The 11,984-nt window shown below is 64.8% G+C and carries 13 protein-coding genes; 7 read left to right on the top strand and 6 right to left on the bottom strand.

Annotated elements, in window-relative coordinates; all coding sequences use genetic code 11:
* Window positions 1-72 precede the first annotated feature (72 nt).
* Entirely contained in the window at window positions 73-1,194 is a 1,122-nt protein-coding gene (locus V7E26_RS05585; RefSeq protein WP_324414363.1) for a FecR family protein, read from the bottom strand.
* Between the two features lie 129 nt (window positions 1,195-1,323).
* Between V7E26_RS05585 and V7E26_RS05580 the strand changes: the two genes are divergently transcribed.
* Entirely contained in the window at window positions 1,324-3,108 is a 1,785-nt protein-coding gene (locus tag V7E26_RS05580; protein ID WP_442893356.1) for a ShlB/FhaC/HecB family hemolysin secretion/activation protein, read from the top strand.
* A gap of 2 nt (window positions 3,109-3,110) precedes the next feature.
* On the opposite strand, the gene V7E26_RS05575 is transcribed toward V7E26_RS05580, so the two are convergent.
* On the bottom strand, window positions 3,111-3,488 hold the full coding sequence (locus tag V7E26_RS05575) for a hypothetical protein (protein WP_324414358.1): 378 nt from the start codon (window positions 3,486-3,488) through the stop codon (window positions 3,111-3,113).
* A 256-nt stretch (window positions 3,489-3,744) separates the two neighbouring features.
* On the opposite strand from V7E26_RS05575, the gene V7E26_RS05570 reads away from it, so the two are divergent.
* The gene (locus V7E26_RS05570; RefSeq protein ID WP_324414356.1) at window positions 3,745-5,184 is read left to right on the top strand and encodes a caspase family protein; all 1,440 of its coding nucleotides are present in this window, start codon (window positions 3,745-3,747) and stop codon (window positions 5,182-5,184) included.
* A 55-nt stretch (window positions 5,185-5,239) separates the two neighbouring features.
* A complete protein-coding gene (locus V7E26_RS05565) occupies window positions 5,240-7,273 on the top strand; it encodes a pyrroloquinoline quinone-dependent dehydrogenase (RefSeq protein ID WP_324414354.1) in 2,034 nt (677 codons plus the stop codon).
* 635 nt (window positions 7,274-7,908) lie between these two features.
* Here the strand turns inward: V7E26_RS05565 and V7E26_RS05560 are convergent.
* On the bottom strand, window positions 7,909-8,370 hold the full coding sequence (locus tag V7E26_RS05560) for a PaaI family thioesterase (protein WP_324414352.1): 462 nt from the start codon (window positions 8,368-8,370) through the stop codon (window positions 7,909-7,911).
* Window positions 8,371-8,542: 172 nt separating this feature from the next.
* On the opposite strand from V7E26_RS05560, the gene V7E26_RS05555 reads away from it, so the two are divergent.
* The 3 genes from V7E26_RS05555 (at window position 8,543) to V7E26_RS05545 (ending at window position 9,597) form a co-directional block, all read left to right on the top strand.
* The gene (locus V7E26_RS05555) at window positions 8,543-8,818 is read left to right on the top strand and encodes a hypothetical protein (protein WP_324414350.1); all 276 of its coding nucleotides are present in this window, start codon (window positions 8,543-8,545) and stop codon (window positions 8,816-8,818) included.
* A 90-nt stretch (window positions 8,819-8,908) separates the two neighbouring features.
* Window positions 8,909-9,139 carry a hypothetical protein gene (locus V7E26_RS05550; protein WP_324414348.1) on the top strand — a complete coding sequence of 77 codons (231 nt, stop codon included), beginning with the start codon at window positions 8,909-8,911 and terminating at the stop codon, window positions 9,137-9,139.
* A 110-nt stretch (window positions 9,140-9,249) separates the two neighbouring features.
* Complete coding sequence (locus tag V7E26_RS05545) at window positions 9,250-9,597, top strand: PilZ domain-containing protein (RefSeq protein WP_324414346.1); 348 nt, start codon at window positions 9,250-9,252, stop codon at window positions 9,595-9,597.
* A 23-nt stretch (window positions 9,598-9,620) separates the two neighbouring features.
* On the opposite strand, the gene V7E26_RS05540 is transcribed toward V7E26_RS05545, so the two are convergent.
* From V7E26_RS05540 to V7E26_RS05530, 3 genes are all read right to left on the bottom strand, one after another.
* Complete coding sequence (locus V7E26_RS05540) at window positions 9,621-9,800, bottom strand: hypothetical protein (RefSeq protein WP_324414344.1); 180 nt, start codon at window positions 9,798-9,800, stop codon at window positions 9,621-9,623.
* Between the two features lie 975 nt (window positions 9,801-10,775).
* Window positions 10,776-10,973, bottom strand: a complete 198-nt coding sequence (locus V7E26_RS05535; RefSeq protein WP_324414342.1) for a hypothetical protein — start codon at window positions 10,971-10,973, stop codon at window positions 10,776-10,778.
* Window positions 10,974-11,096: 123 nt separating this feature from the next.
* Window positions 11,097-11,270: a hypothetical protein gene (locus V7E26_RS05530; RefSeq protein WP_324414341.1), complete on the bottom strand. Its 174-nt coding sequence runs from the start codon at window positions 11,268-11,270 to the stop codon at window positions 11,097-11,099.
* A gap of 378 nt (window positions 11,271-11,648) precedes the next feature.
* Here V7E26_RS05530 and V7E26_RS05525 point away from each other — a divergent pair.
* Window positions 11,649-11,984: ATPase domain-containing protein (locus V7E26_RS05525; protein ID WP_324414339.1), on the top strand; the 336-nt coding region annotated here is incomplete at its 3' end.

Below are 11,984 nucleotides of genomic sequence, written 5' to 3'. Positions count from 1 at the left end.
GTCACCATTCTGGTGGTTCGAAATTCGACGCCATCAAGCCTGGCGTGCGTGACCTCTCAATTAAGATGGGCTCTAGCTTTTGTTACGGCCGTAGGCGTTGCCGTTTCCGTTGCCGTTCCCCTTGGCGTGCCCATAGGCGTTGCCGTTTCCGTTGCCATTGCCATTGGCGCCGTTGCCGTTGCCCCCGCCGTTGCCATTTCCATTGCCATTGTTGCCGTTTCCGCCACCTTGCGAGGCGGCGATCGCAGCGCTGACGCCGGAGGCGCCGGCCGGGTTTGCCGCGGCGTTGCCGCTATTGCTCTGGCCGTTGTTTGCCGAGTTCGCGCCACCCTCGGACGAACCCCAGACCGTGTCGTTCCTCGCGGCGTTCCGCGAACCGCCATGCACCGCGGACTTCTCGCGAGCGAGACCGTGCGTGACGCGATGGACGTTGAGGCGGACTTCCCCGATTGAGGACGAGATGCGGGTCCCGCCATGTCCGGCACGGTGAGCGACGGCATGCTGGCCCGGCTTGCCACTTTGTCCGGCGGCCGCATGGCGCATGGTGAGACCGTTGCGCGGCACCGGAACGCGTTCGATCGACGACGCGCGCGGCTTGCCGTGTTCGATGGGGCTGAACGTACCGGTTCCGCCCAGGGACAGACCGGCCTTGCCGTTCGCGAAAGCCGTCGCATGCTGGCCTGCCATCACCTGCGCGATCTGGCCGGACTTGAAGTCGGCGACCTCGACCTGACCGCGGATGACGTCGACCGTGGTCTTGCCGGCGTTGACGGTGACGCGGAATTGCGTGCCCTTCACCACGGCGGCGAGGTAGGGCGTCTCGACCTCGAAATGCTTGACGTTGCGCTTTTCGACGTCGAGCAGGATCGAGCCGGCCTGCTGCACGATCGTCGTGGAGAGGCCTTCCTTCTTCTCGGCGGGCATGCCGACCACGGAATTCGGCGCGACCATGATCGCTTCCTCGCCGCGCTTCAGCAGCACGCGTCCGTTGCGGCCGGTACGCACCGTATCGCCCGGCTTCAACACGTCCTCCTGTTTCAGCGATGCCTGCTGCAAGCCGCTGCCGGTGAGCCAGACTTCGCCGGATGATTTGCTGACCGTCCATGCGTCGCCATCCGCGGCGTACGCAATGGATCCCGTCGCCATGACGACCGCGGCCGCGAAGGCTCTTGAGACGTGAAGCAACGCACGCATGAAACTTCTCCCGATTACCGATTTGTCCCGGAAGTTAGGGGAAATGTTTCAAGATTGAGTGAGCGGAACAAGCAGGCCCCGCGTGATCCTTTAACCGTTCCTTGACCATAATTTTCTATTAAAAATCATATGGCTGGCGGGCCTTCCCATGACTATGGCTGTTCGTCCGTAGAAGTACGGAAACGCGCGCCTGCATCCTTGTCCTGCCGGCTTGTGGCCGGTATCGGGTTGTGGGTTTTGCTCGTCTTTCCGGCGCACGCGCAACAGGTGAGCCAGCCCGGCTACGATCCAAGGCAAACCGAAAGGCGCTTCGAGGACCAGCAGTCGAGCCAGGGTGCCGGCGGGCGCCCGCGGCTGCCGTCGCCGCAATTCGCAGGGAACGGGGGGCAGGGGGAGGCCAGTCCGCTGTTCGTGCTGCGGCATGTCTCGATCACCGGCGCCGCGACGATACCGCGGGAGCGACTGGTGACGGCTTATCAACCCTATATCGGGAAAAACGTGTCGCAGGCGGATCTCGCGGCGATCGCCACCGCGATCAGCGACGCCTATCGCGCCGCCGGCTTTCACCTCAGCCGGGCGATCGCGCCGCCACAGGACATCCGGAATGGCGAGCTTCGCGTCCAGGTCATCGAAGGCAGTATCACCGAGCTGACGCTGAAGGGCGACAGCGACGGGCAATTCGGCGTCCGCCCGATGCTCGATGCCGTGCTGACGGAACAGCCCTCGCGGCTGGCGACGCTCGAACGGCAGTTGCTGCAGATCAACGGCCGGCCCGGCGTGCGGATCGAGGACACCGCGATTGAGGAGATCGGCACGGCAAGCGGCCAGTTCCGCCTGATCCTCTCGGTGAAGACCTGGCACGTGTTCACGTCGGTCGGCGTCGACAATCTGGGATCGTCGTCGGTCGGCCCCTGGCAGAGCTACGGCACAGTCGCGTTCAATTCCTATCTCGCGCCCGGCGACTCCTTCGTGGCCAATCTGTCGACCACCCCCGGCGACGTGCGCCAGCTCGCGTTCGGCCGGCTGTCCTACGACGCGCCTGTCGGCACCGACGGCGCCCGCATCGGCGCATCGGGGTATTACAGCGAAGTCTGGCCCGGCGACTACCGCCGCCTCTTCAGCGACAACGTCAAGACCGAGTCGTTCGAAATCCGCGGCAGCATCGTGCCGCTGCAATCGCAGAAGTCGACGTTGACGCTGACCGCGGCTGCCGGCTTCACCAACGCCAACGAGAACGATGTCTTCGGCCCGATCTATGCCGATCGCATCCGCACCGCGAGCCTGACATCGGACTACCGTCTGCAGGACAATTTTGGCGGCACCAATTATCTCACGGTGAATTATCGCCAGGGCCTCGATATTTTCGACGCATCGCACAGCGACGATGATTACTCGTCGCGGTTCGGCGCATCCGCCCAGTTCTCGGCGTTGAATTTCTGGTTCACGCGCTACCAGATGCTGACGGATGCATGGTCGCTGAAACTGGCCGCGGCCGGCCAGGCCGCTTCCGGCCCGTTGTTCAACTCGCAGCAATTCTATCTCGGCGGCCTGGCGTTCGGGCGAGGTTATGGCAGCGCCGAGATCAGCGGCGACAATGGTCTGGCGGGTACCGTCGAACTGCGCTTCGACCAGAAGACCAGCCTGCCATATTTCAGCAGCTATCAGCTCTATGGCTTCGTCGACAGCGGTGTTGCCTGGAACGACGGTTATGGTCCCAGCGACGGCATCACGCTCGTCTCGGCCGGCGCTGGCGTTCGCTTCTTCATGTTCGATGGCCTGCAGGCCGACGTCGGCGTTGCCGCGCCGCTCAGCTATCGCGCGCCCGACAATTCCACCCGCAGCGCACGGGTGCTGTTCTCGCTGTCGAATGCGCTGAAACTCTGCCCGGTGCGGGCCGCAACCCGCTGCCAGTAGGGCTAGATCGGCTCGTAGCTCTCGCCGGCGCAGGTATCCTCGGGCTCGATCGTCCGCCGGTCGGCAATCGCCCCGTCGGAAATCTCGATCCGATAGGTTTGCGTGCCCAGCGGCTGGCCGGTGACCGAATTTACGTCGGCCTTGACGCATGCGGTCCAGCCGGGGCCGCGAAGATTGGGGCGCGGCTCGGAGACGCGAATATTGGTCGGTTGCGAGGCGGCCGTGAATACCGAATCCAGTTTCTCCTTCAGCATTCGCCTGACGTCGGGCGCTGGTTCGAGCGGGGCCGGTTCGGGTACCTTGGCGCGCATAAATTCCGGCACCGGCGCGCGGATGTCGGCAAAGCCGCAACCCGCAAGCGTCAACGCTGCGCCCGCCACCAGCGCTAGATGTATCCCGATCCGCCGCATCCGGGGTTGTTCTTACCGTGGAGATGCCGTTTCGGACAGGGCATTGCGGTCCTGTCAACATAACGATCTTGCGACTGTGATTCACATCACGGCGCAGGACGTTCCGCCGCGAGAACATCGCCGTTGAGTCGGGCTTATTGTCACACCTCACATTGCGCAGCCGGCCTGAACCCGTCGCCGCGAGGCCGACACCAATCGCTAACTTGTATTGTCTGGAGCTGCCCCCATGTTCCGTCACACGCTGTTCAAACTGATGATTCCCGCCGCGCTTCTGTTGGGAGCACAGCCGGCCTTCGCCGAGAGCCGCCTCGCACTGGTGATCGGTCAATCCGCCTATCGCTCGGTGCCGGCGCTGCCCAATCCGGCCAATGACGCCAAAGCGGTCACGCAAATGCTGACCGACTCCGGTTTCGAGGTTTCGACGGCCTCCGATCTCTCGCAGAACCAGATTCGCGAGACGGTCAGCGAATTCGCCGGCAAGGTGGCGGCCAAGGGCGCCGACACGGTGGCGCTGGTGTTCTATGCCGGCCATGGACTGCAGATCGACGGCGAGAATTTCCTGATTCCGGTCGACATCGATCCGAAGCGCGAAGCCGACATTCCGCTGCAGGCGGTGCGCCTCAACGACATCCTGAACACGCTGACCTCGGTGCCGAGCCGGATGCGCATTCTGATGCTCGACGCCTGCCGCAACAATCCGTTCCCGGAGTTGAAGACAGCCGGCGGCGGTCTTGCGCTCGTCGATGCCAAGGTCGGCGCACCCGGCACCTTCCTGTCGTTCTCGACCTCGCCGGGTGCGGTTGCCGAGGATGGCACCGGTTCCAACAGCCCCTATACGACCGCGCTGCTGGCGGCGGGCAAGGAGCAGAACATTCCGATCGAGGAGACCTTCAAGCGGGTGCGGCTTGCGGTGAACAAGGTCACCGAGGGCCGGCAGACGCCGTGGGACAGCTCGTCGCTGACGGAAGATTTCCGCTTCACGGGCACTGCCGTCGCAGGGCCGAAGCCGGCGGCTGCTCCGAAGAAGACGGTTGCCGAATGGACGCGCGATCTGAACGGCAAGCCGGTCGATGCGGCAAACGAATTGATCGTGGCCGATGGCACCGACGAAGCCTATGAGGCCTTCGCCGGCCTTTATCCGCAGACCTCGCTCGGACGGCTGGCCCGCGACTGGCTGGTTCGCCACCGCCGCATGGTGGCGTGGAATGACGCCGTGCTCGCCAATACCGCGGTCGCATATCGTTCGTTCCTGACGCGATTCCCCGACAGCGATCTCAGCGCCACCGCGCGCAAGATGGAAGAGCGGCTGCGCAACCGTCCCGACTTCACGCCGGCCGTCGCATCCGCCAATGCCGCGATCCCGCAGAACGTCGCGCTGACCTGTCCCTGCAATGCGCAGCCGCCGCAGCAGCAGCCGATCAAGGTCAACGCGCCGGTGCGGCGTGTCGAACCTGCAACGCCGAAGCGGGCCGACCGCAAGCCGCCGCGTCGCGTGCGTGAGCCGGATGACGACGATGTCGTGGTCGTCCGCCGCCTGCCGCCGCGCGTGGTGTATGACGCGCCGCCACCGCCGCCGGTCAGCATCGGTGTCGGCATTGGTCTCGGCGGCTTCGGCGGCGGCCGTGGCGGCAACTACGGCGGCGGTTACGGCAGGGGTAGATACTGAGGTGGCAATAGGGTAATCCATCCCGCAAGCGTTGCGATGCGCTTGCGGGGTTGGAATGCGAAATCCGGTTGGTCTGGTCGCTCTCTTCGTTGTCATCTTATCCGCCGGTACCGCGCTTCCGGCGTCCGCGTGGGAGTATTGGGGCGGCGATCGCGGCGGAACGAGGTTTTCGCCGCTCGGCCAGATCAGGCCCGACAATGTCGACAATCTGGTCCGCGCCTGGGAGTTTCGCACCGGCGATCTCGACAGCCGCGCAGCCGATGTGATGCGGAGGACCAAGTTTCAGGCAACGCCGCTGCTGGTCGAGGACAGCCTGATCTTCTGCTCGCCCTTCAACGAAGTCATCGCGCTCGATCCGGGCAGCGGCGCGCAGAAGTGGCGGTTCGATCCGAAGCTTCCGGCCAACCTGCGCCCCGCCAACCGCTATAATTGCCGCGGCGTCGCCTATTGGGTGGACCGCAGGGCACCCGAAAACGCCGCCTGCCGCGCGCGGATCTTCATGGGCACCAACGACGCCCGCGTGATCGCGCTCGATGCCAGATCCGGCGCGCCGTGCGCTGATTTCGGCACCGGCGGCGAGATCAAAATCGATATCGGCATGCCACTGGAATGGCCAGGCGAATTCCAGATCACCTCGGCGCCGGTGATGGTGCGCGATACCGTGATCGTCGGCTCCGCGATCTCGGACAACCGCCGCGTCGAGGCGCCGTTGGGCCTGGTGCGCGCCTTCGATGCGCGAACCGGAGTCAATCGCTGGAGTTTCGATCCGCTGGGTCATGCCGGTATCAGCGCCGGCCACGCCAATGTCTGGGCGCCGATGTCGGCGGACGAGGAGCGGGGACTGGTGTTCCTGCCGACATCCTCGCCGAGCCCGGACTTCTGGGGCGGCAAGCGGCCCGGCAACAACGAGCACGCCAATTCGGTCGTCGCGCTGCGCGCCGAGACCGGCGAGCTTGCCTGGTCGTTCCAGACCGTGCACCACGACGTCTGGGATTACGACCTGTCGGCGCAGCCGACGCTGGCGCGGATCGAGACCGGCGAGGGCCAGCGTGACGTCGTGATCCAGCCGACCAAGCAGGGATTTGTCTTCGTGCTCGATCGCGATACCGGCAAGCCGGTGTGGCCGGTCGAGGAGCGCAGCGTTCCGCAGGGCGGCGCGGAGGGCGAACAGCTCTCGCCGACGCAGCCGTTTCCGACTCACGTGCCGGCGCTGCTGTCGCAGCGGATTTCGCCCGACGACGTGTTCGGCCTGATCCCGTTCTGGGAACGCGAGGCCTGCCGCGCCAAGGTCGCGGCGGCGCGCAACGACGGCCTGTACACGCCGCCGTCGACGCAGGGCACGATCATATTTCCGATGACCGGCGGCGGCGTGAACTGGGGCAGCGCCGCGTTCGACCCCGTCAACCAGATCCTCATCGCCAACATCTCGCGGGCGATCCACATCGTCAAACTGATTCCGCGCGATCAGACGCAGGGTTTTGAGCCGCCACCCGGGCATGATTTCGGCCGGCAGCAGGGCGCGCCGTTCGCGATGACGCGCGCGGTCGCACTGTCGCCGCTCGGGCTGCCCTGCAACAAGCCGCCGTGGGGCGAGACGGTCGCGGTCGATCTGAAGGGCGGCAAAATCCTCTGGCGCTCGCGCGTCGGCACCACCGAGGACCGCGCGCCGCTCGGCATTGCCTTCGCCTTCGGCACGCCGCTGGTCAGCGGTGTCGCGATCACCGCCGGCGGCCTCGTCTTCACCGGCGCGATGGATGCATACTTGCGCGCCTTCGACGCGCGCTCGGGGCGCGAGCTGTGGCAGGGCCGGCTGCCGGTGCCGGGCGTCGCCAATCCGATGACGTACATGTGGAAGGGCGAGCAATATGTCGCGATCGGGGCTGGCGGTCATTCCGAGTCCGGCACCACGATCGGCGACAGCGTGGTGGCATTCCGCCTCGCGCGGGCCGGCGAGACGCCGTCGCTGCGCTCGCGCACGATCGACCGGCCCGGCGGGCGCTTCATGGGCGGAGCGATCGCGGCGGGATTCTTGCTCGTACTGCTGGCGGCGCTGCTGTGGCGCTGGCGGGGGCGGAGGGTGAGGGCGTAAGGCGCACTCCGCTGCTTCTTCCGTCATTGCGAGCGCAGCGAAGCAATCCATGGTTCGGCTCGGGTTAGATGGATTGCTTCGCTGCGCTCGCAATGACGTGGATATAGTTGCGCGATCTCGCGACATGATTGCCCGAGGTGTACATCTCGTTTGCCCTCATCCAATTCAGAGGGCGCAGGGAAGACCGGGTGCGCGCCGCACCCGCGGTCTCGTGTGCTGTTGCGCATAGCAAGAGATGCACACGAGCATACAGGTTCGGCGGGAGCATCCCGGCCTTCCCTGCGCAATGGCTTTACGGCTTACTTCGTGCTCTCCCTGGCGAACGGCTATTTTGCCACCATCGCCCGCAAGAAGCTTTCGCTTCGCTCGGACTTAACGCCAGCACCGCGGCGTCCAGACCACACGACTTCGCCGTACGCTTCCGGCGCGCAACGTCTTCCGCGCCATCGGCGTCCATCGCATCTCACCGCGCGTTCCTGACGTTCGCGAAGCGCCCCTCATCTTGCGGTGAGACGAGCGGAATTATGCCGGTGATTTGGGTGAGAACGGAAGCGGAATATTTTTGATTCCGCGGCTTGACGTGATTTCCGAAAATCAGAAGTGAGTTGCCCGTCGGGCAAACACATGTGAAATCCCTACAACATCGCGAACGCGCTCGAGACCATCGCGACCGGCTTGTTGTCGGTGGCGCTTGAGAGCGTGACGCGGCCGAAGCTCATGGTGCGGCCGAGGCGGACCACGCGGGCATCGGCGAGCACGTCGGCGGCCGAGACCGCGCGCATGAAATGCATGGTCTGGTCGACCGTCGTCATCGCGCGATAGCCGCGGTTGGCGGCGAGATTGGCGATCACCATCGCGGTGTCGGCAAACGCCATCAGCGCCTGGCCGGAGACCGTGCCGCCATTGCGGCAGAGCCGCTCCGAGAACGGCAGGCGCAGGATCGCGCCCGGCTGCCAGTCGGCGGCATCGCCCGGCGGCGTCACGTCGAAGCGCTCGATCGACAGATTGAGATCCATCACCCAGGGCGCAAATACCTCGCCGAGCACGCGCCTGGCGTCCGCGATGCCGAATTCCGCCGCTTCTGGCTGTTGTTGCATGAATTTTGGTTTCCTCGTTCGCTCCCGTTGCCGGCGCATTGTAGTGGTCGCGGCGGCGAAGGGAACAGCCGCCGCATTGAGGCAAGAGGCGAGGGCACTTCCGCTTGGCGGGGCCGCCGCGCCGGTGGTATCTATCGCGCAAACGCTGCAAGCGTCCCACAAGGAGAGCGTCATGAGAATGCTGAGCGCGGCCGCGGTGGTCGTATTGTTGACGGTGCCGGCCTACGCGCAGACCCCCAACATCAACCTGATGCCGGAGGTCCAGTCCAGGTCGCCGGAGGAGAAGGAGCAGGATGCGATCAAGGACAGGGCCTACAGGGATTCCCTGAAGAGGATTCCTGACGCCAAGGCCTCCTCCGATCCCTGGGGCACCGTGCGCAGCAACGATGCGCCCAAGGCCGCGGCGCAGCCCAAGGCGAAGACCAAGACCGGCAGCAGCAGCCACTAGGCTCCGCCGCGAAGCACGAAGGCGGCGTGGTAGGATTCCGCCACGGTTGCGCCTATATTCGGCCTGTCGTCACGTGTCCGGAGTTGCGACATGGTCTTTCGCCCGCGTGATCTCGCGAGTCGGATAGCCGGCCGGCGCAGGCCGGTCGACGGCTATCTGCGCGAGACCTTCACGCTGCCGCGCGAGGCGGCCCGGGCGCGGGCGCGCGACTTCCTCAACCGCTATCCGAAGGCGGCCTATATGAGTTCGGTGGAAAGCTGGCGCGAACTGCCCGGCGGCGAGATCGAGTTCACGATGCGCCGGCTCGCCAGCGCCGATTAGTTCGGCTCGTCACGGCCCGCTCGCCTGCTCAGATACCCCGATTTTTGCCGAATACCGATAACCCGGTATTCAGGTATTCTGCCTACGGTCTCGGCCCGACAGGAGAAATCATGGCGAGAGACCGCAAAGACCTCGGAGCGCGCAAGTTCATCCGGGTCGGCCTGCACAAGCCGGGGTTCGTGATTCCAGCACCGGATGCGCCGTGGATCGAGTGCTACATCCTCGACATTTCCGACAACGGGGCCTGCCTGGATGTCGGCGACCTCGCCGTGCCCGGGATGTTCGGCCTGTCGCTGACGGCGGGAGGCGAGGTGCGGCGGGTCTGCACGGTAATCTGGCGCCGTGGCGAGCTGATCGGCGTCCGCTTCGTCTCCGCGCGGGAGCTGCGCCAGGGTATTTCCCCGGCCACGCCGCCGGCCGGCGAACCAGAGAAAACTGCCCGGAAGGCGCGCGCCTGATCGGCCATGTCGCGGGCCCGAAGTCACGTCGGCGCGGTCTTCTTGAGCTCCCGATCGATCCGGAGCTGCACCCGGCGGATCGCCAGCAAATCGAGCCTGGCTTCGGTCTTGCCGACGACGATCTTCTCGCCGATGCGGAATTGCCACTTCCAGATGCCCGGAGCGACCGCGGTGACGGTGAATTCAACGCCCTTGTGAATCATTGCAATATCCCGCTGCGGCTTCAGCCGCCTCAAATCCATTCTCCGTACTTAAAATTGCATATTATAATCAATACAACTAAATGACGGTTGGTCGCGAGCCCGAGCGGCGGCGAAGCCGGTGATCCCCCACGCGGCGGCGCCTGACGGACGGGACGATGTCCTGCGCGATAATGGGACGCGGCAAACTGCAACGTGCCATGACGCAATCGGTTGACGAAGCCTGCCGCCGGCCGGCAGCGTTTCGGGCCGAATCGTTCGGCTGCCGCCAAAAAGCAACTGCGCCGCGCAAGCGGAATATATTCGCTTGGCGGCGCAGGCTTATTCCCCGGTGGTGCAATGTCCCAGGCACACATTAGGTCTGGCTCGCCGCGAAAAGGTTCAATGCCGGCGGGCGGCAGATGCGCCGCTGATTTGACTAAAGCGCGATGAGATTGGGATGAATCATCATCGCGCTTTAGGTTGTTGTTTGAGCATGATCTTTTCGGAAAACCGCTGCACACTTTTCCGGATCATGCTCTAGCGGTTAATGCGCTGAAACGGGACGCCTGCGGCCGGCGTATCTGCTCGCTGAGGGCCGGGTGGTGCTTTATTTCCCAGCTCTCGGCGACCTCGCCGCATAGCCCCATGCGGCGGGGTCGTTGGGCTGAACGTCTAGTCCCGACGCGTCGGATAGGGCTCGCGCGAGGGAATATGCGGCCGCGGCGACGGCGTATCCGGCCGGACAGGCTGCGGCACGCGCGAGGGTTCGGGCGTGCGGCCGATGCTCAGCAGCGGTTGGAGGAGATGGGCGCCAGGCTCTTGAAGCATCGGCAGCAGGGGTTCGTGACGGGAGACAACGAGAATGTGCATGCCGCGAGCCATAGCGCTTGCGGATTGACGGAGCGTTCAGATGGAACGGCAACCACGCCTAAAATTGTAGATGAAGCGAGCTTCGGAAAACGAATGAGGCCGCGCTGGGCGGCCTCACCGCGCGAGCTAGCCGTCGGGCTGCTCTACGTCAGGCGGCCGGGGGCTGGCGTCCGGTGCCTGTTTACTCCTGGCGGATAGGTCGGCGGCCTTTTCGAGAAAGCCCGCGGCGACATCCGGATCCGTGCTGGCCATTGCAAATTTCAGAAAGGTTGCCGCCTGTTCGCTCAAATATTTTTTTCCCGGCACACTCTGGTTCCCCGTCACGCTGCGCTCGCCCACAAACACCCGAAGCGACTACGCGCTGCGGCGGAATCCGTTCCGAACGGAAGGCGACATAAGTGAACTAAATGAGCAGGTGGGGGGCGGGCCCGGGCCCTGGAGCCCGCGTCAGTCCTCGCCGAGAAGCTTGCCGGTCTCCCTGTGAATGAAGTGAAGCCGGGTGCAGGCGAGGCAGGCGACCGAAACATAGGCATTGGGCTTGTCCTCCGGCGAGGCGTCCGGAAGCCAATGCTGCACGTTGCTGCCCAGTTGCGGGCATTTGAACAAAATGTGACGGCCCATCGCGGCATATGCGCACCGGGTCGGGCCGCGGTCACTTCCGTATGATTGCGTAGAGGGGCGGCTTTGGCGGCTTCCGGACACTTAGGAACCAACGTTCCCGACGAGCGTACTAGCTGCCGCTTCCGCAGCATCAGCCTCCCAAGCAAGCGGAAGCCGGCGGCCCCGGCGAGAGGCGGAAAAAAGCCGGGGCCGTTGGCGGTCGATCCTGAAATCCACCGGGCCCCACCCGAGATTGGAAGCAGGCCAGTGCTTGCGAAAAGAACATATTGCGAACATAGAACAAACGTGGTACAGAAATTCCCAGACGAAATCGCACCAAAAAAGCTTCCCGCCGCCCGTTTCCCCGCTCGCGAATCCTCGCCATAAGGAGCACGTAAGATGTCCGCCTCTGCCCTGCGTATCGTTGAAGGATCCTCCATGGATAAGACCAAGGCCCTGTCTGCCGCGCTCTCCCAGATCGAGCGCCAGTTCGGCAAGGGCTCGGTGATGAAGCTGGGCAAGAACGACCGCTCGATGGACATCGAGACGGTCTCGTCGGGCTCGCTCGGGCTCGACATCGCGCTCGGCGTCGGCGGGCTGCCGAAGGGGCGGGTGGTCGAGATCTACGGGCCGGAATCGTCGGGCAAGACCACGCTGGCGCTGCACACGGTGGCGGAAGGGCAGAAGAAGGGCGGCATCTGCGCCTTCATCGACGCCGAACACGCGCTCGATCCG

The organism is Bradyrhizobium sp., from assembly GCF_036735945.1.
Classification (GTDB): Bacteria; Pseudomonadota; Alphaproteobacteria; order Rhizobiales; family Xanthobacteraceae; genus Bradyrhizobium.
The sequence above is the reverse complement of the archived record's forward strand: the minus strand, read 5'-3'. Positions and strand labels throughout refer to the sequence as shown.